23 protein-coding genes are annotated in these 26,029 nt (G+C 71.3%); 11 read left to right on the top strand and 12 right to left on the bottom strand.

The window, feature by feature from the left end:
* The first annotated feature begins 17 nt into the window (after positions 1 to 17).
* Entirely contained in the window at positions 18 to 701 is a 684-nt protein-coding gene (locus tag ABD973_RS21780) for a hypothetical protein (RefSeq protein WP_345501610.1), read from the top strand.
* A 402-nt stretch (positions 702 to 1,103) separates the two neighbouring features.
* A complete protein-coding gene (gene era, locus ABD973_RS21785; protein WP_007263983.1) occupies positions 1,104 to 2,054 on the top strand; it encodes a GTPase Era in 951 nt (316 codons plus the stop codon).
* An 18-nt stretch (positions 2,055 to 2,072) separates the two neighbouring features.
* On the opposite strand, the gene ABD973_RS21790 is transcribed toward era, so the two are convergent.
* The 4 genes from ABD973_RS21790 to ABD973_RS21805 all read right to left on the bottom strand — a co-directional run bounded on the left by ABD973_RS21790 (position 2,073) and on the right by ABD973_RS21805 (position 5,101).
* Positions 2,073 to 2,738 (bottom strand): class I SAM-dependent methyltransferase, encoded by a 666-nt coding sequence (locus ABD973_RS21790; protein ID WP_345501613.1) that lies wholly within the window; start codon positions 2,736 to 2,738, stop codon positions 2,073 to 2,075.
* A gap of 121 nt (positions 2,739 to 2,859) precedes the next feature.
* Positions 2,860 to 3,669, bottom strand: coding sequence for a GNAT family N-acetyltransferase (locus ABD973_RS21795; RefSeq protein ID WP_125821080.1), 810 nt, complete (start codon positions 3,667 to 3,669; stop codon positions 2,860 to 2,862).
* A 55-nt stretch (positions 3,670 to 3,724) separates the two neighbouring features.
* Positions 3,725 to 3,997, bottom strand: a complete 273-nt coding sequence (locus ABD973_RS21800) for a protealysin inhibitor emfourin (protein WP_125594778.1) — start codon at positions 3,995 to 3,997, stop codon at positions 3,725 to 3,727.
* Positions 3,998 to 4,024: 27 nt separating this feature from the next.
* Positions 4,025 to 5,101, bottom strand: coding sequence for a M4 family metallopeptidase (locus tag ABD973_RS21805; RefSeq protein WP_125821079.1), 1,077 nt, complete (start codon positions 5,099 to 5,101; stop codon positions 4,025 to 4,027).
* A gap of 365 nt (positions 5,102 to 5,466) precedes the next feature.
* On the opposite strand from ABD973_RS21805, the gene leuA reads away from it, so the two are divergent.
* The 6 genes from leuA (at position 5,467) to ABD973_RS21835 (ending at position 12,601) form a co-directional block, all read left to right on the top strand.
* Positions 5,467 to 7,230 (top strand): 2-isopropylmalate synthase, encoded by a 1,764-nt coding sequence (gene leuA / locus ABD973_RS21810; RefSeq protein ID WP_125594780.1) that lies wholly within the window; start codon positions 5,467 to 5,469, stop codon positions 7,228 to 7,230.
* A gap of 308 nt (positions 7,231 to 7,538) precedes the next feature.
* Complete coding sequence (locus ABD973_RS21815) at positions 7,539 to 8,234, top strand: TerB family tellurite resistance protein (RefSeq protein ID WP_125594781.1); 696 nt, start codon at positions 7,539 to 7,541, stop codon at positions 8,232 to 8,234.
* A gap of 562 nt (positions 8,235 to 8,796) precedes the next feature.
* Positions 8,797 to 10,389, top strand: a complete 1,593-nt coding sequence (locus tag ABD973_RS21820; protein ID WP_241253233.1) for a nucleobase:cation symporter-2 family protein — start codon at positions 8,797 to 8,799, stop codon at positions 10,387 to 10,389.
* An 82-nt stretch (positions 10,390 to 10,471) separates the two neighbouring features.
* Positions 10,472 to 11,218 carry a DNA repair protein RecO gene (gene recO, locus ABD973_RS21825; protein WP_125821077.1) on the top strand — a complete coding sequence of 249 codons (747 nt, stop codon included), beginning with the start codon at positions 10,472 to 10,474 and terminating at the stop codon, positions 11,216 to 11,218.
* A 10-nt stretch (positions 11,219 to 11,228) separates the two neighbouring features.
* On the top strand, positions 11,229 to 12,050 hold the full coding sequence (locus tag ABD973_RS21830; RefSeq protein ID WP_125594784.1) for an isoprenyl transferase: 822 nt from the start codon (positions 11,229 to 11,231) through the stop codon (positions 12,048 to 12,050).
* Between the two features lie 23 nt (positions 12,051 to 12,073).
* Complete coding sequence (locus ABD973_RS21835; RefSeq protein WP_125821076.1) at positions 12,074 to 12,601, top strand: YcxB family protein; 528 nt, start codon at positions 12,074 to 12,076, stop codon at positions 12,599 to 12,601.
* On the opposite strand, the gene ABD973_RS21840 is transcribed toward ABD973_RS21835, so the two are convergent.
* Genes ABD973_RS21840 through ABD973_RS21855 form a run of 4 tightly spaced genes read right to left on the bottom strand, consistent with a single transcriptional unit; the run spans position 12,598 to position 15,742 of the window.
* Positions 12,598 to 13,026 (bottom strand): Fur family transcriptional regulator, encoded by a 429-nt coding sequence (locus ABD973_RS21840; RefSeq protein WP_007263971.1) that lies wholly within the window; start codon positions 13,024 to 13,026, stop codon positions 12,598 to 12,600. The two genes, ABD973_RS21835 and ABD973_RS21840, sit on opposite strands and share 4 nt — an antisense overlap.
* Positions 13,027 to 13,077: 51 nt before the next feature.
* Entirely contained in the window at positions 13,078 to 13,944 is an 867-nt protein-coding gene (locus tag ABD973_RS21845) for a metal ABC transporter permease (protein ID WP_125594786.1), read from the bottom strand.
* Positions 13,944 to 14,738 (bottom strand): metal ABC transporter ATP-binding protein, encoded by a 795-nt coding sequence (locus tag ABD973_RS21850; protein WP_125594787.1) that lies wholly within the window; start codon positions 14,736 to 14,738, stop codon positions 13,944 to 13,946. The genes ABD973_RS21845 and ABD973_RS21850 overlap by 1 nt, the downstream gene beginning before the upstream one ends.
* Before the next feature lie 26 nt (positions 14,739 to 14,764).
* Positions 14,765 to 15,742 (bottom strand): metal ABC transporter substrate-binding protein, encoded by a 978-nt coding sequence (locus ABD973_RS21855; protein ID WP_125821075.1) that lies wholly within the window; start codon positions 15,740 to 15,742, stop codon positions 14,765 to 14,767.
* A 154-nt stretch (positions 15,743 to 15,896) separates the two neighbouring features.
* Here ABD973_RS21855 and ABD973_RS21860 point away from each other — a divergent pair, with 154 nt between their 5' ends.
* Entirely contained in the window at positions 15,897 to 17,279 is a 1,383-nt protein-coding gene (locus ABD973_RS21860) for a glycine--tRNA ligase (protein ID WP_125594789.1), read from the top strand.
* A 77-nt stretch (positions 17,280 to 17,356) separates the two neighbouring features.
* Here ABD973_RS21860 and ABD973_RS21865 read toward each other — a convergent pair whose 3' ends face one another.
* The 4 genes from ABD973_RS21865 to ABD973_RS21880 form a co-directional block, all read right to left on the bottom strand.
* The gene (locus tag ABD973_RS21865) at positions 17,357 to 18,058 is read right to left on the bottom strand and encodes a VC0807 family protein (protein WP_164720886.1); all 702 of its coding nucleotides are present in this window, start codon (positions 18,056 to 18,058) and stop codon (positions 17,357 to 17,359) included.
* 146 nt (positions 18,059 to 18,204) lie between these two features.
* Positions 18,205 to 18,798: a TetR/AcrR family transcriptional regulator gene (locus ABD973_RS21870; protein ID WP_125821074.1), complete on the bottom strand. Its 594-nt coding sequence runs from the start codon at positions 18,796 to 18,798 to the stop codon at positions 18,205 to 18,207.
* Between the two features lie 21 nt (positions 18,799 to 18,819).
* Positions 18,820 to 19,881, bottom strand: a complete 1,062-nt coding sequence (locus tag ABD973_RS21875; RefSeq protein WP_125594791.1) for an aldo/keto reductase — start codon at positions 19,879 to 19,881, stop codon at positions 18,820 to 18,822.
* Between the two features lie 149 nt (positions 19,882 to 20,030).
* Positions 20,031 to 21,572 carry an MFS transporter gene (locus ABD973_RS21880; RefSeq protein ID WP_345501627.1) on the bottom strand — a complete coding sequence of 514 codons (1,542 nt, stop codon included), beginning with the start codon at positions 21,570 to 21,572 and terminating at the stop codon, positions 20,031 to 20,033.
* A gap of 52 nt (positions 21,573 to 21,624) precedes the next feature.
* Here ABD973_RS21880 and dusB point away from each other — a divergent pair, with 52 nt between their 5' ends.
* Together dusB and ppdK are read left to right on the top strand one after the other, a co-directional pair.
* Positions 21,625 to 22,767, top strand: coding sequence for a tRNA dihydrouridine synthase DusB (gene dusB / locus ABD973_RS21885; RefSeq protein ID WP_125821071.1), 1,143 nt, complete (start codon positions 21,625 to 21,627; stop codon positions 22,765 to 22,767).
* A gap of 366 nt (positions 22,768 to 23,133) precedes the next feature.
* Positions 23,134 to 25,842 carry a pyruvate, phosphate dikinase gene (gene ppdK / locus ABD973_RS21890; RefSeq protein WP_125594793.1) on the top strand — a complete coding sequence of 903 codons (2,709 nt, stop codon included), beginning with the start codon at positions 23,134 to 23,136 and terminating at the stop codon, positions 25,840 to 25,842.
* Positions 25,843 to 26,029: the final 187 nt, after the last annotated feature.

The raw sequence follows: 26,029 nt of genomic DNA on the forward strand, positions 1-26,029 counted from the left end.
GGGGCGGGGCGTGCGGGATGCCCGACGGCCCGCCGCCGCTGATGAACCTGCGCCGCGTCACCCTCGGCGCGGCCGGCGGCGAGCCCGGGGCGCGGGTCCGCGTCGCGGGCGTCGGCTTCACCCCCGGCGCGGCCGTGACCGTGGAGGGCCGCGCGGCCGCCGCCCCGACGGCCGACCGGGCGCGGGTCATCGCGGACGCGCGCGGGGCCGTCGCGGTGGAGCTGCCCGTCACGGACCGGGCCACGACGGGAGTACTGGCGTACGAGGGCCCGGCCTGGTCGCCGCCACGGGGCTCGGCCCCGGCGCCCTACGCGGTCTCCGCCCCCGCCCCGGGCGGGCTGACGCTGACCCAGGCGGGGGCGGCGGTGACCCTGGGGGCGGTCGCGTACGGGGGCGGCGGCGCGGCCCCCGGGCGGATCGGCACGGTCACGGTCACGGACACCCGGGCCGGCGGCGGGCGGTGGAAGCTGACGGCGACGCTCACGGCGGGCGCCCCCGGGGGCGTGCCGTCCTGGACCCCGTCCTGCCGGGGCGGCTGCGCCGCGGGTCCCGCGGGGCCGGCGGGGCCGGAGGGGGCCGTCCTGGCCTCGGGCGGGGCCGGGACCGCCACGGTCGACGCCGTGCTCACCCTCACGCTCCCCGCGTACACCCGGCCGGGCGCCTACCGGGCGCTCCTCACCCTGACGCTGCTGCCTTCCTGACGCGGGCCGCCGGACCGCTGCGCGGGGCTGGTCCCCTACCCGCCCTTCGCCCGTTCCCAGGGGCGCTGCCCCTGACCCCGTTGCGCTCAAACGCCGCGCGGGCTGGATGTATCCAGCCCCGCCGGCGTTTGAGGCGCGGGGGTCTGGGGGCGGAGCCCCCGGGAGGGGGTCCGGGGCGCAGCCCCGGGGAACGGGCGAAGGGCGGGTAGGGGAACTCGGCCCGCGCAGCGGACCCGCCGACGGCACGGGCCACCGGGCTCGGTCGGCGGCGGCCGGGGCCCGCGCGGCCCCGCAGGGACGGCGCAGCGGGCGGCGGCTTCGGGGCCCGGTGGGTCCGAGCCGGGCGGCGCCCCACCCGCCTCCGCGGGAGCCTGGTCGGCGCGGGGGGCCGCATCGGGGAGAATGGCCCGTATGAGCGATCGTTCCCCCGAGCCCACCGCCCCGCACCGCGCGGGCTTCGCCTGCTTCGTCGGCCGCCCCAACGCGGGCAAGTCGACCCTGACCAACGCGCTCGTGGGCACCAAGGTCGCGATCACCTCCAACCGGCCGCAGACCACCCGCCACACCGTCCGCGGCATCGTGCACCGCCCGGACGCGCAGCTGGTGCTGGTCGACACCCCCGGCCTGCACAAGCCGCGCACGCTGCTCGGCGAGCGCCTCAACGACGTCGTGCGCACCACCTGGGCCGAGGTCGACGTCATCGGCTTCTGCCTGCCCGCCGACCAGAAGCTCGGCCCCGGCGACAAGTTCATCGCCAAGGAGCTCGCGGGGATCAAGAAGACCCCCAAGATCGCCATCGTCACCAAGACCGACCTGGTCGAGTCCAAGCAGCTGGCCGAGCAGCTCCTCGCCATCCACCAGCTCGGCGCCGAGCTCGGCATCGAGTGGGCGGAGATCGTCCCCGTCTCGGCGGTCGGCGACACCCAGGTGCAGCTGCTGGCCGACCTGATCGCGCCGCTGCTGCCCGAGAGCCCCCCGCTGTACCCGGAGGGCGACCTCACCGACGAGCCCGAGATGGTGATGGTCGCGGAGCTGATCCGCGAGGCCGCGCTGGAGGGCGTGCGCGACGAGCTGCCGCACTCCATCGCCGTCGTCGTCGAGGAGATGATCCCGCGCGAGAACCGGCCCGCGGACCGGCCGCTGCTGGACATCCACGCCAACGTCTACATCGAGCGCCCCAGCCAGAAGGGCATCATCATCGGCCCGAAGGGCTCGCGCCTGAAGGAGGTCGGCATGAAGTCGCGCAAGCACATCGAGGCGCTGCTCGGCACGCCGGTCTTCCTCGACCTGCACGTCAAGGTCGCCAAGGACTGGCAGCGCGACCCCAAGCAGCTCCGCAAGCTCGGCTTCTAGGGGACGCCCCGGCCGCCGTCAGGCGAGGCGCCGCAGCTTCAGGGCGTTGTCCCTGCGGGTCCCCGGCCGGCCGTCGGGGGCCGTCAGGGCCTGTTCGTGCTCGGCCGAGACCAGCACCTCCCAGGCGCCCTCCGGCAGCTCCAGGTCCGCGAGCACCTCGTCCGGGGTCGGGAAGCGTACGTCGGCGTGCGCGTCCGGGTCCCAGGACGGTCCGCCCGCGTGGCCGGCGATCAGCAGGATCCCGCCGGGGGCCACGGCGGAGGCGGCCGTACGCAGGATCCGCTCGCGCGGGAAGTCCCCGTACGAGTGCAGGAAGCACGCGGAGACCAGGTCGAACCGCCCGTCGGGGAACGACTCGGCCAGGTCGTGCCGCTGCCAGTCGACGCGGTCGCCGAGCCCCGCCTCGGCGGCGTGCCCGGCCGCCCGCGCGAGGGCGACCCCGGAGATGTCGGTGCCGGTGACCCGCCAGCCCTGCCGGGCCAGCCACACGGCGTCGGCGCCCTCGCCGCAGCCGAGGTCGAGGGCGCGGCCCGGGGTGAGGCCGGACGCCTCGCGGACCAGGACCTCGTTGGCCCTGCCGCTCCAGATGCGGTCGCTCTCGCGGTAGCGGGCGTCCCACCAGCCCTCGCTCGCGCCGTCGGGGTGCTGCTCCTGGTGCTGGTGCTGGTGCTGGTGCTGGGTCACGGGGCCTCTTCCATGGGGTCCCCCGGTGGTGGCCGGGGGAGGGTCTGCCGGTACGGCCGATGCTGCGCCGGTGCCGCCGCCCGGGCAACTTCCGTTGCCGAACCGGCAACTCCTTCCCCGTTCAGCCGGCCGCCGGCTCCGCTATCAGGGCCGTGCCCACCCGCCGGAACCCGGCGCGGGCGTAGATCCGGGCCACGTCCTCGTCCCCGGCCGACAGGAAGACCGTACGGGCGCCCCGGGCGCGGGCCTCGGCGACCAGTGCCGCCGTCACCCCGAGGGCGAGCCCCTGGCGCCGGGCGGTGGGCAGGGTGCCGACGCCGACGATCTCGGCGACGTCACCGACCGGGTTGTACTGGCCGGAGCAGAGGACCAGCCCGTCGCGCACGGCCGCGGCCACCGCGGTGCGCCCGTCCGCGAGCATCGCCGACACGCGGGCCCGGCGCTCCTCGGCCCCCGGGTCCGCCACGGCCGCCGCCAGTTCCGCCGGGCCCGCGGTGCCCAGGGCCGTGCCCGGCTCGCCGAAGGCCAGCGCCGGTACGGTCACGGCGGCCCGGAGCAGCGGGTCGTCGGCGCCGAGCAGCCGGACCTCGGGATGCGGCGGGAGCGGCTCGGCGCCGGCGTCCAGCGTCATCAGCGGGTGGGCGTGGACGTGCAGCCCGGCGGCTTCCACGGCGGCCCGCAGCGAGGGGGTGGTTTCGGCCACCCATTCGAAGGCCTCCGGCACCTTCAGCTCCCGCTGCCTCTCCAGCACCCGGAGCACGTCGGCGGCGGTCGCGTCGGCGCCGCCGGGCGCGGGCCGCGCGTAGTACTGCCAGCCCTCCCCCTCCTGCACGAACAGGGTCAGCGGCCCGAAGTCCTCGCCCCGCGCACCGCCCCGGCGGGGGACCGTGTCGTAGTACTGCTCCAGGGCGTTCAAGATCGTTCCAGTCATCCCGCCATCCAAGCAGGACCACCACGACCCGGGCATCCCCTTTCCCGGGCCGTGCCTACGCGCCCTCCTTGAGCACCCGGGAGACCAGGCTGCGCTGGGCGTCCGACAGGTGGGGGTCCTGGCAGGACACCGTCCGCCCGTCCACCGTGATCCGGTACGAGAACCCGTCCCGCACCCCGCCCGGCCCCTGGGCGGCCCGGGGGTCCGGGCGCAGCGCCAGCAGGGCCAGCGCCTGCCACTCCTCCTCGTCGGGCCGGCCCGAGGTGTCCACCTCGGCCCGGCGCTCGATCCCCGCGAAACCGCCCGTCCGCACCACTTCGATCCGCATGGTGCCCTTCTATCGGAGCGGGACGGCCTAGGCCAGGCCGACGGCCGACCAGGCCTTCTGGAGGGCCTGGTGCTCCGCGCCGCCCTCGCCGTAGCGGGCGACGGCGGCGGCCGTCGACAGCCGGGCGAAGTCCTTGAAGGTGGCCTTCTCGCCCAGCTGTCCGCCGGTCAGCGTGTCGTACCAGATCCGCCCGGCCCGCTCCCAGGCCTTGCCGCCCAGCTCGGTGGCCACGATGTAGAAGGCGTGGTTGGGGATCCCGGAGTTGATGTGGACGCCGCCGTTGTCGCGCGAGGTGGTGACGTAGTCGTCCATGGTCGCGGGCTGCGGGTCCTTGCCGAGCTCGTCGTCGTCGTACGCGGTGCCCGGCGCCTTCATGGAGCGCAGCGCGACCCCGGTGACGTTCGGCCCCAGCAGCCCGGCGCCGATCAGCCAGTCCGCCTGGTCGGCGGTCTGGTCCAGGGAGTACTGCTTGATCAGCGAGCCGAAGACGTCCGACATGGACTCGTTGAGCGCCCCGGACTGGCCGTGGTAATCGAGGTTGGCCGTGTACTGGGTGACGCCGTGGGCCAGCTCGTGCCCGATGACGTCCACCGACACGGTGAAGTCGAGGAAGAGGTCGCCGTCGCCGTCGCCGAAGACCATCTGGCGGCCGTCCCAGAAGGCGTTGTTGTAGTCCTGGCCGTAGTGGACGGTGGCGTCCAGCGGCAGCCCGGAGTCGTCGATGGAATGGCGCCCGAAGGCCTTGAGGAACAGTTCGTAGGTCGCGCCGAGCCCGGCGTAGGCACGGTTGGCGGTGGCGTCCTTGACCGGTTCGGAGCCTTCCGCGCGGACCTTCTTCCCCGGCAGCCGGGTGCGGTGCTGGGCGTCGTAGACCGTCCGGGCGGGCCCTTCGGAGGGCGCGTCGGCCAGGGAGGGGGCGACCCCCCTGAGGGCGTTGACCTGGCGCCGTTCGCGCAGGCCGCTGTCGTGTTCGAGGGTGCGCAGGGCGGCGTCGGCCCGCGCGCTGTCCGCGGACTGGGCGGCCTTGCGGAGCAGGTGCGGCGGCACGACGGTGCAGAAGACGGGGCGGTGGGGGGTGTGGCCTGGGGAAAGGATGGCATCCATGCACGGAAATGTGGCAGTGGGTCATGACGCTGTCACTAGCGGCGACCATGATTCATTCGGTTGTCTCAAACCTGACGCGCCGTGTTGACGGATCACCCTGAACCGGGCGCACGGAAGGAGTCGTAACTCACAAAGGGTGCAAATCGGGCACCCGGGTCTTGCATACTGAAACAGGTCCTCGCGATACGGCGCGGCTCGGTTAGGCTCGGCCCATCATGCGTTTCGGGCTGCTTCTCCTTAGCTGCCGCGGCGAGGGTCTGTAGTCGTAGGCCGGCCCCCTCCCCGCGGAGTTTGGTGTTGCGGTTTTTACGACCGCCGTCGGCCGTTCAGCGAACTACACGCGGACACGCGAGGAGCCCAACGCCATGAGCCAGCACACTTTCGTCGGTCGCCCCACGCCCATCACCAACGCGACCCACACCCAGAAGCCCTCCGGGATGCCGATCCACAAGTACGGCGCGTACGAGCAGGTGGACATCCCCGACCGCACCTGGCCGGACGCCCGCGTCACCAAGGCGCCCCGCTGGCTCTCCACCGACCTGCGCGACGGCAACCAGTCGCTGATCGACCCGATGACCCCCGCCCGCAAGCGCGAGATGTTCGACCTGCTGGTGCGCATGGGCTACAAGGAGATCGAGGTCGGCTTCCCCTCCTCCGGCGAGACCGACTTCGCCTTCGTCCGCTCCATCATCGAAGAGGGCGCGATCCCGGACGACGTCACCATCTCCGTACTGACCCAGGCCCGCGAGGACCTGATCGAGCGGACCGTCGAGTCGCTGATCGGCGCCAAGCGCGCCACCGTGCACCTGTACAACGCGACCGCCCCGACCTTCCGCCGGGTCGTCTTCCGCGGCTCCAAGGAGCAGATCAAGCAGATCGCCGTCGACGGCACCCGCCTGGTCATGGAGTACGCCGAGAAGCTGCTGGGCCCCGAGACCGTCTTCGGCTACCAGTACAGCCCGGAGATCTTCACCGACACCGAGCTGGACTTCGCCCTGGAGGTCTGCGAGGCCGTCTGCGACGTCTGGCAGCCGGGCGAGGGCCGCGAGATCATCCTGAACCTGCCCGCCACCGTGGAGCGCTCGACGCCGTCCACCCACGCGGACCGCTTCGAGTGGATGGCCCGCAACCTGACCCGCCGCGAGCACGTCTGCATCTCCGTCCACCCCCACAACGACCGCGGCACCGCCGTCGCCGCCGCCGAGCTGGCGCTGATGGCCGGCGCCGACCGCATCGAGGGCTGCCTGTTCGGGCAGGGCGAGCGCACCGGCAACGTCGACCTGATCACCCTGGGCATGAACCTGTTCTCCCAGGGCATCGACCCGCAGATCGACTTCTCCCAGATCGACGAGATCCGCCGTACCAGCGAGTACTGCAACCAGATGGAGGTCCACCCGCGCCACCCCTACGCGGGCGACCTGGTCTACACCGCCTTCTCCGGCTCCCACCAGGACGCCATCAAGAAGGGCTTCGACGCCATGGAGGCCGACGCGGCCGCCCAGGGCAAGACCGTGGACGACATCGAGTGGGCGGTCCCGTACCTGCCGATCGACCCGAAGGACGTCGGCCGGTCCTACGAGGCGGTCATCCGGGTCAACTCGCAGTCCGGCAAGGGCGGCATCGCGTACGTCCTGAAGAACGACCACAAGCTGGACCTGCCGCGCCGCATGCAGATCGAGTTCTCGCGGATCATCCAGGCCAAGACCGACGCCGAGGGCGGCGAGGTCACGCCGAAGGCGATCTGGGACGTCTTCTCGGACGAGTACCTGCCCAACCCCGAGAACCCGTGGGGCCGCATCCAGCTGCGCTCCGGCTCCACCGCCACCGACAAGGACGGCACCGACACGCTGACCGTCGAGGCGGTCGTGGACGGCGTCGAGACGGTCCTGAACGGCACCGGCAACGGCCCGATCTCGGCCTTCTTCGACGCGCTGGCCGGCATCGGCGTCGACGCCCGCCTGCTGGACTACACCGAGCACACCATGAGCGAGGGCGCCTCCGCCGTGGCCGCCTCGTACATCGAGTGCGCGATCGACGGCCGGGTCCTGTGGGGCATCGGCATCGACGCCAACACCACCCGCGCCTCCCTGAAGGCGGTCATCTCCGCCGTCAACCGCGCGGGCCGCTAGTCATCCCGACGGGCCCCCGCCCCTCCGACCGGAGGGGCGGGGGCTCCGCCGTTCCCGCCGCGGGCCGGTGTGGAGGGGCTACCGGTCGACGTACGTGTACTCGGTCACTCGTCCGTGGGAGCGGCGGGGAACCCGAACGGCGTTCACGCGCACGGCCCTTCGCCGAAACCGCCAGGCGGCGGGGGCGCACTTCGGCCAACTCCCGGCCCCGCGCGATGTTGTCTTGTCGCACGACTGACGCAGCCTCACCGATGTGGCTAACATCACGCCAGTCCGGCGGTGCCGCCGGAAGGTTATGGAGGTGCGACGTGCTGCCAGTTCGGGGTGGGGACGGCCGGAAGCTGACCGTCTGGGGCATCCGCACCACCTGGAGCACCGTGGGAGACGGGGAGTTCTTCTGCCCCGACTGCGGCGGTGACCGCAACTACCGCAGGCGCACCGGACGCCGGCGCTTCACCGTGCTCGGCGTGCCGCTGCTGCCGCGCGGCCAGGCCGGGCCCGTCGTCGAGTGCCAGGGCTGCCGGCAGCGCTTCGACACCGACGTGCTGGACCACCTGACCACCACCCGCTTCTCGGCCCTGCTGCGCGACGCCCAGCACACCGTGGCGCTGGCCGTCCTCGCGGCGGGCGGGACCGCCTCGCGCAGCGCCCTGGAGGCCGCCGTGTCGGCCGTACGGGCCGCCGGGTTCCAGGACTGCACCGCGGAGCAGCTGGAGTCCCTCGTGGACGCGCTGGCCACCGACGAGGGCCGGCTGGGGCTCTACGACGGGCCCGAGTGCTGCGGGGCCGCGCTGTCGATCGAGCTCCACGAGGCGCTGGAGCCGCTCGCCCCGCACCTGGCGGGGCCGGGGCGGGAGTCGATCCTGCTCCAGGGCGCCCGGATCGCGCTCGCGGACGGGCCCTACATCCCGGCCGAGCGCGAGGTGCTGGCCACCGTCGGCGCGGCGCTGCGGATGACAGCGGACGAGGTGAACGGGCTGCTGTCGGCGGTCCGCGCGCCGTAGGAGGAGCACGTACGACTCCGGGCCCGGCGGTCTTCCGCCGGGCCCGGGACGTTTTTTGGGGCGGAATTCCGGCATGCGGAGTTCCGAGAGGTAACGATCCGGCCTCGCGGAGCCGAACCGGCCGGTAGTTTGATCCGTGCAAGAGGTGGATCCCCCACTTCCGTACAAGATTTCCGCATTCCGGACGGCCGGAATTAGCCCCCCTGATTTGCGTGACCGAATACTTGCGAACCCGGTAAGCGCCTGTCAGGGGCGGGGAACTTCGCAGGTGTGCAGCGGAACGGGGTGCTCGGGGCCCGTCGTCCCATACTCCTCGACGCGGGCCTCCGCCACTGGAGGAACCTCCAGATCGGGCGTCCCAGAACGTCAACTCTTTGTCGAAGTCGCCGATATCTGTGAGCACTTCCACAGGCGTTCAATTCCGGTCACACGACGACGAGATTCGCGTGTTCCCACGGACGACCCAGGCGGACCAACGGGTTAACGACCCACTCCGGCCAGGGGCAACCAGATCCCCCCCCGAATTCCTCTCAGTTACCTACCTTTGAAGGGCAAGGCAGAGATGGCACGTGTCGCCGCCCGGCTTTCCGCCAACGGAGAGCAGAGCACGCACCCGGTCGACGAGGTGCTCCCCCTCCCCAAGCTCGCGCTGTACGGCTTCCAGCACGTACTCGCCTTCTACGCCGGCGCGGTGATCGTCCCGATCATCGTGGGCAGCGCACTCAAGCTGAGCCCTGAACAACTGGTCTACCTGATCAACGCGGACCTCTTCACCTGCGGTATCGCCTCGATCATCCAGGCCTTCGGCATCGGCAGGATCGGCGCGCGACTGCCGCTGATCCAGGGCGTCACCTTCACCGCCGTGTCCCCGATGATCGCCATAGGCCTCGGCGCCGGCGGCGGCACCGCCGCGCTGCTGGTCATCTACGGCGCGGTCATCACCGCCGGCATGGCGACCTTCGCCTTCGCCTGGCTGCCCGCCAAGGCGTTCCGGGCGGTCATGCGGCTCTTCCCGCCGGTGGTCACCGGCACCGTCATCACGGTGCTCGGCATCGTCCTGATCCCGGTCGGCCTCAACGACGCGGCCGGCGGTCTCGGCACCCCGGACTTCGGCGACCCCAAGAACTTCGCCTACGCCGGCGGCACGATGCTCTTCATCCTCGTCCTGATGAAGATCGGCAAGCCGTTCCTCTCCAGCATCGCCATCCTCCTCGGACTGGTGGCCGGCACCGTGGTCGCGTTCGTCCTCGGGGACGCGAAGTTCGGCGACGTCGGCAACGCCGGCTGGATCGGCGTCAGCACCCCCTTCCACTTCGGCGTCCCGAAGTTCGAGTGGTTCCCGATCGTCCTGATGCTGATCGTCATGCTGATCACCATGGTCGAGACCACCGGCGACACCTACGCGGTCGGCGACATCGTCGGCAAGGAGGTCGACAGCGAGACCGTGGCCCGCGCCCTGCGTGCCGACGGCGCCGCGACCGCCCTGGGCGGCGTCCTGAACTCCTTCCCCTACGTCGCCTTCGCCGAGAACGTCGGCCTGGTGCGGATGACCAAGGTCAAGAGCCGCTTCGTGGTGGTCGCCGCGGGCGTCTTCATGATCATCCTGGGTCTGCTGCCCAAGGCCGCCGCGATCGTCGCCGCCGTCCCGCACGGGGTCCTCGGCGGCGCCGCGACCGTCATGTTCGCCATGGTCGCCCTGGCCGGCATCCAGACCCTGGCCAAGGTGGACCTCAAGGAGGAGAGGAACGCGCTGGTCGTCGGCGTCTCCCTCGCCTTCGCCCTGCTCCCGGCCACCGTCCCGGTCCTCTTCTCCAAGCACATGGACCCGGACCTGTCCTCCCTCCTCAACAGCGGCGTCACCCTCGGTGCCACGGCCGCCATCGTCCTCAACCTGATCTTCAACGGCCTGGCCGGGGACGACGCCCGGACCGCCCTCCCGGGCCCCGCCGAGATCGGGCTGCCCGGCCAGCCGGCGGCCGCCCCGGCCGGCGCGGAGAAGGCCGCCGCGCCGACGGCCGCCGCGCCGACGGCCGGGCAGGCTGCCGGGGCGACGGCCGAGCAGACGGCCGAGGAGGGGGCCGTCAAGACGGCCGAGAAGACCGAGAAGGCCGAGAAGACCGAGACGGCCGACGACGCGGGTGCCCCCGCCTCCTGATCCTCCCAAGGGGTGCCGACCCCCGTCCGGACACGGTCCGGCCGGGGGTCGGCGCTGTCCGCGCCCGGGGGACAATGGGGCCATGAGTCTGTTCCGCGACGACGGCATCGTGCTGCGCACCCAGAAGCTGGGTGAGGCGGACCGCATCATCACGCTCCTCACCCGAGGCCACGGCCGTGTCCGGGCCGTCGCCCGCGGCGTCCGGCGCACCAAGTCCAAGTTCGGTGCCGGGCTGGAACCTTTCTCCCACGCCGACGTGCAGTTCTTCGCGCGCGGCAGCGACCTCGTCGGCCGCAGCCTCCCCCTGTGCACCCAGACCGAGATCATCGCCCCCTACGGCAACGGCATCGCCACCGACTACGCCCGCTACACCGCCGGCACGGCCATGCTGGAGACCGCCGAGCGCTTCACCGAGAACGAGGGCGAACCCGCCGTACAGCAGTACCTGCTGCTGGTCGGAGGCCTGCGCACGCTCTCCCGGGGCGAGCACGAACCGCACCTGATCCTCGACGCCTTCCTGCTGCGCTCCCTCGCCGTCAACGGCTACGCCCCCAGCTTCGAGGACTGCGCGAAGTGCGGGATCCACGGTCCCAACCGGCACTTCTCCGTCGCCGCCGGCGGGGTCATATGCGGGGACTGCCGGGTGCCGGGCTCCGTCGTACCCTCGTCGGAGGCCATCGCCCTGCTCAGCGCCCTGCTGACGGGCGACTGGAAGCACGCGGACGCCTGCGAGGCCCGTCACGCCCGGGAGGGCAGCGGGCTGGTCTCGGCCTATTTGCACTGGCATCTGGAGCGCGGGCTACGCTCGCTCCGATACGTCGAGAAATAGGAGCTGGCACATGGCACGACGCGGGATTCTGGGACGCTCTCGCCGCGAGTACAAGGTTCCCGAGCCGCACCCGTCCGGTGCGCGCCCGCCGAAGATCCCCGGCGAGCTGGTCCCGAACCACGTGGCCATCGTCATGGACGGCAACGGCCGCTGGGCCAAGGAGCGCGGCCTGCCGCGCACCGAGGGCCACAAGGTCGGCGAGGGCGTCGTCCTCGACGTGCTCAAGGGCTGCCTGGAGATGGGCGTCAAGAACCTCTCCCTCTACGCCTTCTCGACGGAGAACTGGAAGCGCACGCCCGACGAGGTCCGCTTCCTGATGAACTTCAACCGCGACGTCATCCGGCGCCGCCGCGACGAGATGAACGAGCTCGGGATCCGGATCCGCTGGGTCGGCCGGATGCCGAAGATGTGGAAGTCCGTCGTCCAGGAGCTCCAGGTCGCGCAGGAGCAGACCGTCGACAACGACGCCATGACCCTGTACTTCTGCGTCAACTACGGCGGCCGCGCCGAGATCGCGGACGCGGCGCAGGCGATCGCCCGCGACGTGGCCGCCGGCAAGCTGGACCCGTCGAAGGTCAACGAGAAGACCTTCGCCAAGTACATCTACTACCCGGACATGCCGGACGTGGACCTGTTCCTGCGGCCCAGCGGCGAACAGCGCACCTCGAACTACCTGATCTGGCAGAGCGCATACGCCGAGATGGTCTTCCAGGACGTGCTGTGGCCGGACTTCGACCGCCGCAACCTCTGGGACGCCTGCCTGGAGTACGCGCAGCGCGACCGCCGCTTCGGCGGCGCGGTCCCGAACCAGCCCGAGGGCACCGGGAGCTGAGGCCTCCGCTAGGCTCCGCCGCCATGGACACGACCGAACCGGCGGTGGAGCTGCGGTACGTCGCGGCCGGCCGCGACGCGTGGGAGGTGCTGCGGTGGCGCGCCCTGAGGACGCCCGCGGGCCGCAGGGGACTGCTGCTGTGGCTGGTGGCCCTCCCGGCCGTGCCCGTGGCGCTGGTCGCGGCCCAGCACGGCCGTGCGGCGGACCCGGCCGGCCTGGCCTTCGCCGGCGGGGTGGGGATGGTCCTGGGGGCGGTCTGGCACTGCCTGGACCTGCGGCGGCGGGCGCGCCGGATGCACCGCTGGGCCGCGGAGCACCCCGAGTACACCTGCGTGGTCACGGCGCTCGGGACGCGGAACCACCGCCCCGACGGGACGGCGGTGGCCCACACGTGGGACAGGTACCGGGGCTGGGCCGAGACCCGGAGCCTGTTCGTCCTCGTGTTCCGGGGCGGGGACCTGGGCTGGCTGCCGAAGCGTGCCGCCGCGGCCCCCGGGGATCTCGACCGGATCCGATCGTTCTTCGACCGGAACCTGACCCGGATCGGCTAGCCGGCGGCCGCGCAGTCGGCGCAGGTGCCGAAGATCTCCACGGTGTGCGCCACGTTCACGTAGCCGTGCTCCGCCGCGATCGACTCCGCCCACTTCTCCACGGCGGGGCCCTCCACCTCGACGGCCTTGCCGCACTTGCGGCAGACCAGGTGATGGTGGTGCTCGCCGGTGGAGCAGCGCCGGTAGACGGACTCGCCGTCGCTGGTGCGCAGCACGTCGACCTCGCCCGCGTCCGCGAGGGACTGCAGGGTGCGGTACACGGTGGTCAGGCCCACGGAGTCACCGCGGTGCTTGAGCATGTCGTGCAGCTCCTGGGCGCTGCGGAACTCGTCCACCTCGTCCAGCGCCGCCGCCACGGCTGCCCGCTGCCGGGTGGATCGCCCTCGTACTGGCGCGGTACCCGTCTCGCCAGGCGCAGTCGCCACCGGTTCCTCCTCGTTTCGGCCTGCCGCCATTGTGCCAGGCGGCCGAGGGGCCTAGACCTTCACGTCGTCCTGGACGCAGACCTCCTCGGCGGCCCGGGAGGCCTTCGCGCGGCGCCTGGCCAGGGGTGTGGACAGGGCCGTCGTGACGATGAAGACGGCGATGGCGAGCAGCACGATCGTGGCACCGGACGGCGCGTCGATGTAGTAGGTGGCGGCGGTGCCGCTCAGGGAGACGACCACGCCGATGGCCATGGCCAGCGACAGGGTCGCTGCGAAGCCGCGGGTGACCCGCTGGGCGGCGGCGACGGGGATCACCATCATGGCGCTGACCAGCAGCAGGCCCACGATGCGCATGGCGACGGTGACGGTGACGGCGGCGGTGACGGCCATCAGGAGGTTCAGCGCGCGCACCGGGAGACCGGTGACGCGGGCGAACTCCTCGTCCTGGCTGATCGCGAACAGCTGGCGGCGCAGGCCGAGGGTGACGGCGACGACGAACGCGGCGAGGATCACGACGGCGGTGATGTCCTCAGCGGAGACGGTGGTGATCGAGCCGAAGAGGTAGCTGCTCAGGTTGGCGGTGGAACCGCCCGGCGCCAGGTTGATGATCATGACACCGCCGGCCAGGCCGCCGTAGAAGAGCATGGCGAGCGCGATGTCGCCGCTGGTCCTGCCGCGGGAGCGGATCAGCTCCATGCCGACCGCGCCGGCGACGGCGACCAGGGTGGCCATCCAGACCGGGCTGGTGTTGAGCAGGAAGCCCAGGGCGACACCGGTCATGGCGACGTGGCCGATGCCGTCGCCCATGACGGCCTGGCGGCGCTGGACGAGGTACGTGCCGATCGCGGGCGCGGTGATGCCGACCAGCGCGGCGGCGATCAGCGCGCGCTGCATGAAGGCGTAGTGCAGGAGGTCCATCAGCTCAGCAGTCCCGTCCGCAGGGGCTCGGCGTCGTGCGCCGCGTGGGGGTGTACGTGGTCGTGGCCGGGGAGGGCGTGCTGCCCGACGGCCTCCGGGGGCGGGCCGTCATGGACGACGCAGCCGTCGCGCAGCACGACGGCGCGGCCGATCAGGGGCTCCAGCGGGCCCAGCTCGTGCAGGACGAGGAGCACGGTGGTCCCGGCGGCGACCTGCTCGCGCAGGGCGCTCGCGAGGACCTCCTGGTTGGCGAGGTCCACGCCGGCCATCGGCTCGTCCATGATCAGCAGCTCGGGTTCGACGGCGAGGGCCCGGGCGATCAGCACGCGCTGGTGCTGGCCGCCGGAGAGGGCGTTGACCGAGGCGTCGGCGTAGCCGTCCATGTCGACCAGGGACAGGGCCCGCTCGACGGCGGCCTTGTCGGCCTTGCGCAGGATCCCGAAGCGGGAGCGGGCGAGGCGGCCGGAGGAGACGACCTCCCGGACGGTGGCCGGGACACCGCTGGCGGCGGTGGTGCGCTGGGGGACGTACCCGATGCGCGACCACTGGCGGAAGCGTTTGAAGTCGGTGCCGAAGAGGGTCAGGGCCCCGTCGGTGAGGGGGACCTGGCCGACGACGGCGCGGACGGCCGTGGACTTGCCGGAGCCGTTGGCGCCGAGGAGGGCGACGACCTCGCCGCGGCGGACGGTGAGGTCGATCCCGCGCAGCACGGGGCGCGAGCCGAGCGAGGCGGTGGCCCCGCGCAGGGATATGACGGTCTGGTCGTCGTCCGCCGGGCGGGGCGTTGACTGCATGGCTCGCGCCTCCGTTGCTGCTGTCGTCACTTGGTTCCGAGCGCCTTCTGGAGGTTCTTCAGGTTGGACCGCATGACCTCGAGGTAGTCGGTGCCCTGCGAGGTGTCGGTGATGCCCTCGAGCGGGTCGAGGACGTCGGTCTGCAGGCCGGTGTCCCGGGCGAGGGTCTTGGCCGTCTTGTCGCTGGCCAGGGTCTCGAAGAACACGGTCGTCACATTGTCCTTCTTCGCGACGGCCTGGAGCTCCTTCATCCGGGCCGGGCTCGGTTCGGACTCGGGGTCGACGCCGGAGATGCCCTCCTGGTCGAGGCCGTAGCGCTCGGCGAGGTAGCCGAAGGCGGAGTGGGTGGTGATGAAGGTCCTGGAGGCCGTGTTCTTCAGGCCGTCCTTGAACTCGGTGTCCAGGGCGCCCAGTTTGGCGACGAGTTCGCCGGTGTTCTTCCGGTAGTCCGCCGCGTGGCCGGGGTCGGCCTTCTCCAGGGCGGCGCCGAACCCCTTGGCGATCTCCGTGTACTTGACGGGGTCCAGCCAGACGTGCGGGTCCTCGGCGGCCTCGCCGTGGGAGTGGCCGTGATCGTGGTCGTGGCCCTCGGCGGCGTGGTCGTGGTCCTCCTCGCCGGAGGTGCCGTGGACCTCCAGCTTGGTGAGGGTGGCCGCGTCCACGATGTTCTTCACGCCGGACTGGGCGATGGCCTTGTCGACGGCCGGTTGGAGCGACTTGAGGTAGAGGACCACGTCGGACTCGGAGAGCCGCCCGGTCTGCTTCGGGGTGATCTCCAGGTCGTGCGGCTCGACGCCCGGCTTGGTCAGGGTGTCGACCTTCACGTGGTCCCCGCCTATCTGCTCGGCGAGGAACTGCAGGGGGTAGAACGACGCCGTGACGTGCAGCTTTCCGTCCTCCGCGCCCGCAGCGCCGGCCGTGCCGGAGCAGGCGGTCAGGGCCGTCGCGCCCAGGGCGACGGCGGCGGCGAGGGCGGTCGTGGGTATGAGGCGTCGTACGTTCATGACATCCATTTTCATCAAAGATGGAAACCGTTGTCAAAAACCCAGGTGGGAGGGGTAGCGGGGGCCGCGGAAGGGCATACCCGATTTGAAAGGGGGGGTGCGGGCGCCGGTAACCTGAGGCATTCGCGTTCGTCCTCGTAATGAAGAGAGCACCGTGGCCGCCGACAAGATCGAAACCATCGTCAGCCTGAGCAAGCGCCGTGGCTTCGTTTACCCGTGCAGTGACATCTACGGCGGCTCCAGGGCTGCCTGGGACTACGGCCCGCTCGGTGTCGAGCTCAAGGAGAACATCAAGCGCCAGTGGTGGAAGGCCATGGTCACCGGGCGTGAGGACGTCGTCGGCCTCGACTCCTCCGTGATCCTGGCCCCCGAGGTCTGGGTGGCCTCGGGCCACGTCGCCACGTTCTCCGACCCGCTGACCGAGTGCACCTCGTGTCACAAGCGCCAGCGCGCCGACCACCTGGAAGAGGCGTACGAGGCCAAGCACGGCCGCCTCCCCGAGAACGGCCTGGCCGACATCAACTGCCCCCACTGTGGTGTGAAGGGCCAGTTCACCGAGCCGAAGCAGTTCTCCGGCATGCTGGAGACCCACCTCGGCCCGACCCAGGACACCGGCTCGAAGGCGTACCTGCGTCCCGAGACCGCCCAGGGCATCTTCACCAACTTCGCCATGGTGCAGACCTCCTCGCGCAAGAAGCCCCCGTTCGGCATCGCCCAGATGGGCAAGTCCTTCCGCAACGAGATCACGCCCGGCAACTTCATCTTCCGCACCCGCGAGTTCGAGCAGATGGAGATGGAGTTCTTCGTCAAGCCGGGCGAGGACGAGCAGTGGCAGGAGTACTGGATGCAGGAGCGGTGGAACTGGTACCGCGGCCTCGGCATGCGCGAGGAGAACATGCGCTGGTACGAGCACCCCGCGGAGAAGCTGTCCCACTACTCGAAGCGCACCGCCGACATCGAGTACCGCTTCAACTTCGGCGGCAGCGAGTTCTCCGAGCTCGAGGGCGTGGCCAACCGCACCGACTACGACCTGAAGGCGCACTCCGCGGCCTCCGGCACGGACCTGTCCTACTTCGACCAGGAGGCGAACGAGCGCTACACGCCGTTCGTCATCGAGCCGGCGGCCGGCGTCAACCGCGCCATGCTCGCCTTCATGCTCGACGCGTTCGTCGAGGACGAGGCCCCCAACGCCAAGGGCGCCATGGAGAAGCGCACGGTCATGCGCTTCGACCCGCGCCTCGCGCCGGTCAAGGTCGCCGTCCTCCCGCTCTCGCGCAACGCCAACCTGTCGCCGAAGGCCAAGGGCCTCGCCGCCGACCTGCGCAAGAACTGGAACATCGAGTTCGACGACGCGGGCGCCATCGGCCGCCGCTACCGCCGTCAGGACGAGATCGGTACGCCGTTCTGCGTCACCGTCGACTTCGACACCCTCGACGACAACGCGGTGACCGTGCGCGAGCGCGACACCATGAAGCAGGAGCGCGTCTCCCTGGACCAGATCCAGAGCTACCTCGGCAGCCGTCTGCTGGGCTGCTAGTTCCCGCTCGAAGACCGGTGGCCCGGTGCGCGATCCGCGCACCGGGCCACCGGTCTTTCGTGCGTCCGCCGCGGGCGTCAGGCCGCGGGGGCCTCCGCGGCGGCCGCGGCCGCCGCGCGCTTCTCCCCCTCGGCCTTGGTGCGCTTGACGAAGCGGACCGTCCAGAGGGCCAGGCCGCCGAGCGTCCCGTAGATCAGGAACGGGCTGAGGGCCACCATGGTGGAGGTGTCCAGCGCGTACGACAGGGCGACACGGACGGCCGCCTCGATGAGGTAGACCACGCCCCACACCAGCGTCATGCGGCGCTGCGCGTTGCGGAAGCCCTCGTACTGCCACAGGCCGTTGTAGTAGGCCACGCCCGCCGGGGTGCCGTCGGTGCCGAACTTCCGGCCGAAGTAGAACATCAGCGGACGCGGCGCGAGCAGCGTGGCCAGGCACAGGAGTCCGAACAGGCCGGTCACGGCGGAGTCCTTGACCAGCAGGGCCCGGGTGGACTGGGCGCCGACGAGCGAGACGACGGCCGTGATCACCAGGAAGACCAGGGTGATGACGGCGAACTCGTCCAGCTTGCGGCGCCAGGCCACCATGACCACGCTGTCGAGCACCGGCCAGATGCCGCTGGCCAGCAGCGCCGAGGCCTCGCTCCAGCCGTGGTCCTCGGTGAGGATGTTGTAGGTGAGGATCGGCGCGACCACGTTGAAGGCGATGGTCAGGAGCAAACCGATCGCGGCGGCCCCGCCGGACCGTGCGGGTGGTGCGGGCTGCGCTGCTGTGGACAAGGGGTCCCCCTGGACGTACCTGATGAGTGCGGTAAGGGGACCGTAAAGAACCGCCAGTGACATGTACAAGCCGACATGCCCCAAAATGATCGCCAAGCTGTCCGGAAGGGATGATTCCGGTCAACCGGGCCCGCAGCGGGGGCCGTTCAGGGGCGAAGGCCCCGGATGAGCAGCGCCGTGACGGCCTCGAACTCCGTGAGGATGCTGGGGGAGAGCCAGTCCGCCACGTACTGCGGGTCGTGGAACCGGCCCGTGGCGTCGAAGACGGCGCGGGCGGCCGCCGGGACGTCGGGCGCGACCAGGGTGCCGGCGGCCACGCCCTCGGCGATGATCCGCGTCAGCTGGTCGATCAGCTCGCCGAGGTGCGCCTCGACCACCCCGCTGTTCTCGCCGAGCAGCACCGTGTACGTCGCGAACAGCTCGGGATCGTCGCCCGCCTTGTGCCGCTTGGCCTCGAAGAGGGCCTCCAGCCAGGCCTCCAGCTTGGAGGGCGCGGGCTCCCCGGGCGCCGAGGTGATCTTTTCCAGCATGACCACGCTCTTGGCGAGCCAGCGGTCCGTGACCGCCTCGCGCAGCGCCGCCTTCGAGGGGAAGTGCCGGTAGACACTGCCGTGGCTCACCCCGAGGGCGCGCGCGACGTCCACCACGGTCGCCTTGGTGGGGCCGAAGCGGCGCAGCACCTCCTCGGTGGTCTCGAGGATGCGCTCGGGGGTCAGGGGCTCGGCGGCAGCGGAGGGCATGGGTACGACCGTACCGCCAGCTCAGTGCTCACTGTCGAGGTGGGCCATCTGCGCCGCCGGGTAGCGCTCGCCCGAGGCGGATCCCGCGGGGACGGCCTCCTCGATGGCGGCGAGGTCGCCGGCGGTCAGCTCCACGCGCATGGCACCCAGTGCCTCGGTGAGGCGGTCCCGGCGCCGGGCGCCGACCAGCGGCACGATGTCCTCGCCCCGGGAGAGCACCCAGGCGATGGCGGTCTGCGCGACGGTGACCCCCTTCTCCTGGGCGACCTTGCGCAGGGCCTCGACCAGGTCGAGGTTGCGGTGCAGGTTGTCGCCCTGGAAGCGGGGGCTCATCCCGCGGAAGTCGCCGGGGGCCAGGGCGCGGTCACGGGTGAAGTGCCCGCTGATCAGGCCGCGGGAGAGCACCCCGTACGCCGTGACGCCTATGCCGAGCTCGCGGGCGGTGGGCAGGATCTCGTCCTCGATGCCGCGCGAGATCAGGGAGTACTCGATCTGGAGGTCCGAGACCGGAGCGACGGCCGCCGCGCGGCGCAGGGTGTCCGCGCCGACCTCCGAGAGGCCGATGTGCCGTACGTGCCCGGCCTGGACGGCCTCGGCGATGGCCCCGACCGTCTCCTCGATCGGGACGTCCGGGTCCACGCGGGCGATCCGGTAGATGTCGATGTGGTCCCGGCCGAGCCGCTGGAGCGAGTAGGCCAGGAAGTTCCTCACGGCCTCGGGCCGGCCGTCGTAGCCGGTGAAGCCGCCCTCGACCGTACGGAGCGCACCGAACTTGACGCTGGTCAGCGCCTGCTCGCGGGCCGCCGTCGGCGCCGTGCGCAGGGCCTCGTTGATCAGCAGTTCGTTGTGGCCCATGCCGTAGAAGTCGCCGGTGTCGAGCAGCGCGTTCGTGCCCTCCGGGGCGGCCTCCAGGTAGGCGTGGATGGTCGCGAGCGACTCGGCCCGGTCCGCCTCGCCGTAGAGGGCGGACATGCCCATGCAGCCCAGCCCCAGGGAGAAGACGGCGGGGCCCGTGGTACCCAGCCGGCGGGTGGGGGCGGGGGCGGACGTGGTGGCGGTCGCGGTGTTCTCGTTCGTCGTCATGGAACGAGAATGGCATGACGGATGACAGATTTCAATATCTGTCATCCGTACGTGTGAGGAGACGGCCCGGGAAGGGAAGGAGCGGGAGACACGAGTGCGGCCGGACCCGCGAAGGGGTTCGGCCGCACGGGGACGCGCGTCGCGGGAGGTCAGCCGGCCGGGGCCGGACCCGTCGCCGGGGGCAGCCCGCCGTCCATCCGGGAGCCGGAGCCCGGAGCGGGGCCGGAGGCCTGAGCCGGCGGGGGAGCGGAAGGCGGGGCGGCGGGCGCTTCGAGGGACTGCGCCGTGCGCAGCGCGGTGGCGTGGGCCCACGGGCCGGTGGTCACCGCCCCGACCACGACGACCAGCAGCGCGCAGCCGGTGATGATCCACCAGGCCGGCCGGGTCGCCGTCGCGAAGTCCGCACCGCCCGCCGTGCCGGCCGCCAGCACCGCCCCGATCACGGCCACGCCCAGCGCCCCGCCGGTCTGCCGGCTGGTGGAGGCCACCGCCGCCGCCACCCCCGCCTGGGCGCGCGGCATCCCGGACACCGCCGTATTGGTGATCGGCGCGTTGACCAGCCCGAAGCCGATGCCGAACAGCACGTACCCGGTGAACATCAACGGTGTGGACGTCTCCGCCGAGAACGCCGCGAACAGCAGCCCGCTCGCCCCCATGGCCACGCCGGAGACGAGCAGCGACGGCCGCGGCCCGTGGCTGGCGACCAGCCGCCCCGACACCGGCGCGCACAGGAAGGCGAACGCGGCCATCGGCAGCATGTGCAGCCCGGCGTCCAGGGCGTCCAGCCCCCGCACCTCCTGGAGGTAGAGGGTGGTCAGGAAGAGGAAGCCGGACAGCGAGGCGAAGGTGCTCACCGCGATCACGGTCGCCCCGCTGAAGGGGGCGCTGCGGAAGAACCGGGGGTCGATCAGCGGGTCCGCCCGCCGGGACTCGTAGTACAGGAGCCCGGCCAGCGCGGCCGCCGCGCCGAGCGCGCACCCGAGGATCGGCGGCGAGCTCCAGCCCTCGGCCGGCGCCTCGATGATCGCGTACGTCACCCCGCCCAGCAGCGCCATCACCAGCAGCTGGCCCACCGGGTCCGCCCGGCGCGGCCGCTCGGACCGGGACTCGGGGACGTGCCGCAGGGTCAGCACCAGGGCGAGCAGCCCCACCGGCACGTTGACCCAGAAGATGGACCGCCACCCCACCGAGTCCACCAGCAGCCCGCCGACCAGGGGCCCCGCGGCCATCGAGATGCCCACCACCGCGCCCCAGACGCCGATGGCCCGGGCGCGTTCCTTCGGGTCGGTGAAGGTGTTGGTGATGATCGACATGGCGACCGGATTGAGCATCGCCCCGCCGACGGCCTGGAGCATCCGGAAGACGACCAGCCATTCCAGGGTCGGCGCCAGTGAGCAGAGCACCGATCCCGCCGTGAAGAGGACCAGCCCCCAGGCGAACACCCGGCGGCGCCCGATCCGGTCCGCCGTGGACCCGGCCAGTATCAGCAGCGAGGCGATGACCAGGGTGTAGGCGTCGATGGTCCACTGCATGCCCGAGACCGAGGCGTGGAACTCGCGGCGCATCGCGGGCAGCGCCACGTTCAGCACGGTGTTGTCCAGGCTGACGATCAGCAGGCTCATGCAGCAGATCGCGAGGACCAGCAGGCGGCGCCTGCGGCTCATGTGATCCACGACACTCGTGTGATGCATACCGCCGATAGTACGGCTAACTAACGAACGGCGCGTGGGCGAGAATGGAGGGATGACCACGCTCCCTCCGCCCCTCGCGATCGGCCCGCACACCGTGCAGCCCCCCGTGGTGCTCGCGCCCATGGCCGGCATCACCAACGCCCCGTTCCGTACGCTCTGCCGCGAGTTCTCGGGCGGCAAGGGGCTGTTCGTGAGCGAGATGATCACGACACGCGCCCTGGTCGAGCGCAACGAGAAGACCATGCAGCTGATCCACTTCGACGCGACGGAAAAGCCGCGCTCGATTCAGCTGTACGGGGTGGACCCCGTGACCGTCGGCAAGGCCGTCCGCATGATCGTGGAAGAGGACCGCGCCGACCACATCGACCTCAACTTCGGCTGCCCGGTCCCCAAGGTCACCCGCAAGGGTGGCGGCTCGGCCCTGCCCTACAAGCGCAACCTGCTGCGCGCCATCCTGCGCGAGGCGGTCGCGGGCGCCGGCGGCCTGCCGGTGACGATGAAGATGCGCAAGGGCATCACCGACGAGCACCTCACCTACCTCGACGCCGGCCGGATCGCCGTCGAGGAGGGGATCACCGCCATCGCCCTGCACGGCCGCACCACCGCCCAGCACTACGGCGGCACCGCCGACTGGGAGGCCATCGCCCGGCTCAAGGAGCACGTCCCGGAGATCCCGGTGCTCGGCAACGGGGACATCTGGTGCGCCGAGGACGCGCTGCGCATGGTCCGCGAGACCGGCTGCGACGGCGTGGTGGTCGGACGCGGCTGCCTGGGGCGGCCCTGGCTGTTCAACGACCTGGTCGCCGCCTTCGAGGGGCGCCCCGAGGACTTCCACAAGCCGAACCTGCGGGAGGTCGCCGCCACGATGCTGCGGCACGCGCAGCTGCTGGGGGAGTGGATCGGCGACGAGGCGCGCGGTGTGATCGATTTCCGTAAGCACGTGGCCTGGTACCTCAAGGGCTTCGCCGTCGGTTCCGAGATGCGCGGCAAGCTGGCCGTCACCTCCTCCCTGGCCGAACTGGACGCTCATCTGAGCGAGCTGGACCTGGACCAGCCCTGGCCTGACGGTGCGGACGGTCCGCGGGGCAGGACGTCCGGAAACAACCGAGTTGTCCTGCCGGACGGCTGGTTGAAGGATCCCTACGACTGCGCCGGCGTGAGCGAGGACGCCGAGCTGGACACGTCCGGAGGCTGAGAAATCGCCCTGCGTGCCGCGTGATATACGCCACGCATGGGAGAGGTTTCGCTCAGATGAGCGCGTAAGTCACGGGTAAGACTTTCAAAGGGTGGCACTGGGTGCCACCCTTTGTTCGTTCAAGAGTTGAACGCAAATGTATCGATGATCGCTCATCCGAGCGGGATCAAGCCTCAAACGGCTGCTCGGGCTTCGGCTTCTGAAGGCTCTTCGTGCGATCGCATTACCCATCGGTTACTTTCGATACGGTGGCGCACGGGTGGTTACGGCCCCATGACCGCCAAGTGGACGTACCGATAAGCCTTCGATCTGGGTATGTTCCTGGCCGTCAGGGCAGCCACCCGAGTCCTCGAGGAGTCGAGACCCGTGTCGGAAAACAAAGATCAGAAGTTCGTCTACGACTTCACCGAGGGCAACCGGGACCTCAAGGACCTTCTCGGCGGCAAGGGGGCCAACCTCGCCGAGATGACCAACCTGGGTCTTCCCGTCCCTCCCGGCTTCACCATCACCACCGAGGCCTGCAAGGTCTACCTCGACAGCGGTTCGGCCCCGGCCGAGCTCCGCGACGAGGTCAGCGCGCACCTCGCCGCCCTCGAGGCGAAGATGGGCAAGAAGCTGGGCCAGTCGGACGACCCGCTGCTGGTCTCCGTCCGCTCCGGAGCCAAGTTCTCCATGCCGGGCATGATGGACACGGTCCTCAACATCGGCCTTTCCGACGAGTCCGTCGTCGGCCTCGCCGCGCAGGCGGACAACGAGCGCTTCGCGTGGGACTCGTACCGCCGCCTCATCCAGATGTTCGGCAAGACCGTCCTCGGCGTCGAGGGCGAGCTCTTCGAGGACGCCCTCGACGAGGCCAAGGCCGCCAAGAAGGTCGCCGTCGACACCGACCTCGACGCCGCCGACCTCAAGAAGCTGGTCAAGGTCTTCAAGAAGATCGTCTCCAAGGAGGCCGGCCGGGAGTTCCCGCAGGACGCCCGCGAGCAGCTCGACCTCGCCGTCGAGGCCGTCTTCAACTCCTGGAACACCGACCGCGCCAAGCTCTACCGCCGCCAGGAGCGCATCCCGAGCGACCTGGGCACCGCGGTCAACGTCTGCTCCATGGTCTTCGGCAACCTCGGCCCCGACTCGGGCACCGGCGTCGCCTTCACCCGCGACCCCGCCAGCGGCCACGCCGGCGTCTACGGCGACTACCTGCAGAACGCCCAGGGCGAGGACGTCGTCGCGGGCATCCGCAACACGGTCCCGCTCGCGGACCTGGAGACCATCGACAAGGCCTCCTACGACCAGCTCATGACGATCATGACGACGCTGGAGAACCACTACAAGGACCTCTGCGACATCGAGTTCACGATCGAGCGCGGCCAGCTGTGGATGCTCCAGACCCGCGTGGGCAAGCGCACCGCCGGCGCCGCCTTCCGCATCGCCACCCAGCTCGTCGACCAGGGCCTGATCAGCGAGGCCGAGGCGCTCCAGCGCGTCACCGGCCACCAGCTGGCCCAGCTGATGTTCCCGCGCTTCGACGAGGGCGCGAAGACCACCCTGCTGGGCCGCGGCATCGCCGCCTCCCCGGGCGCGGCGGTCGGCAAGGCCGTCTTCGACTCGTACACGGCCGTCAAGTGGTCCCGCTCCGGCGAGAAGGTCATCCTGATCCGCCGCGAGACCAACCCGGACGACCTCGACGGCATGATCGCCTCCGAGGGCATCCTGACCTCCCGCGGCGGCAAGACCTCGCACGCCGCCGTCGTCGCCCGCGGCATGGGCAAGACCTGTGTCTGCGGTGCCGAGGAGCTGGACGTCGACACCAAGCGCCGCCGGATGACGGTCGGCGAGACGGTCATCGAAGAGGGCGACGTCGTCTCGATCGACGGCTCTACCGGCAAGGTGTACCTCGGTGAGGTACCCGTCGTGCCGTCCCCGGTCGTCGAGTACTTCGAGGGCCGCATGCACGCCGGCGCCGACGACGCCGACGAGCTGGTCGCCGCCGTGCACCGGATCATGGCGTACGCGGACCGCGTCCGCCGCCTGCGGGTCCGCGCCAACGCCGACAACGCCGAGGACGCGCTGCGCGCCCGCCGCTTCGGCGCCCAGGGCATCGGCCTGTGCCGCACCGAGCACATGTTCCTCGGTGAGCGCCGCGAGATGGTCGAGCGCCTGATCCTCGCGGACACCGACGGCGAGCGCGAGGAGGCACTCAGTGCCCTCCTGCCGCTGCAGAAGCAGGACTTCATCGAGCTGTTCGAGGCGATGGACGGCCTGCCCGTCACCGTCCGCCTGCTCGACCCGCCGCTGCACGAGTTCCTGCCCGACATCACCGAGCTGTCGGTGCGCGTCGCCCTCGCCGAGTCCCGCAAGGACGCCAACGAGAACGACCTGCGCCTGCTCCAGGCCGTGCACAAGCTGCACGAGCAGAACCCGATGCTGGGTCTGCGCGGCGTCCGCCTCGGCCTGGTCATCCCCGGCCTGTTCGCCATGCAGGTCCGGGCGATCGCCGAGGCCGCCGCCGAGCGCAAGAACGCCAAGGGCGACCCGCGCGCCGAGATCATGGTCCCGCTGGTCGGCACCGTCCAGGAGCTGGAGATCGTCCGCGAGGAGGCCGACGCGATCATCGCCGAGGTCGAGGCCGCCACCGGCACCAGCCTCAAGCTCTCCGTCGGCACGATGATCGAGCTGCCGCGCGCCGCGCTGACGGCCGCCCAGATCGCCGAGGCCGCGCAGTTCTTCTCCTTCGGCACGAACGACCTGACCCAGACGGTGTGGGGCTTCTCCCGCGACGACGTCGAGGCCAGCTTCTTCACGGCCTACCTGGAGAAGGGCATCTTCGGGGTCTCGCCCTTCGAGACCATCGACCGGGACGGCGTCGGCTCCCTGGTGCGCCACGCGGTCGAGCAGGGCCGGGCCACCCGCCCCGACCTCAAGCTCGGCGTCTGCGGCGAGCACGGCGGCGACCCGGAGTCGGTGCACTTCTTCCACGAGGTCGGCCTCGACTACGTCTCCTGCTCGCCGTTCCGGATCCCGGTGGCGCGCCTGGAGGCCGGCCGCGCCGCCGCCGAGGCCAAGGGCTCCGACAGCCGCTGAGACCCTCCAGGGGCCCTTCGGGGCCCCGCCCGGGCCCGTGAGGCCCCCAGGGCTCCCCGAGCCCCACAGACTGCGCCCTCCCCCGGTTCCCTGACTGCCGGGGGAGGGCGCATCCCATTTCGGGGGCGGGTGCGAGACCGCCCGTATCGCGAAATTTTCAACAATGTCATTACAGCGCCAGGCGGTG

Source organism: Streptomyces racemochromogenes (assembly GCF_039535215.1).
Taxonomy (GTDB): Bacteria; Actinomycetota; Actinomycetes; order Streptomycetales; family Streptomycetaceae; genus Streptomyces; species Streptomyces racemochromogenes.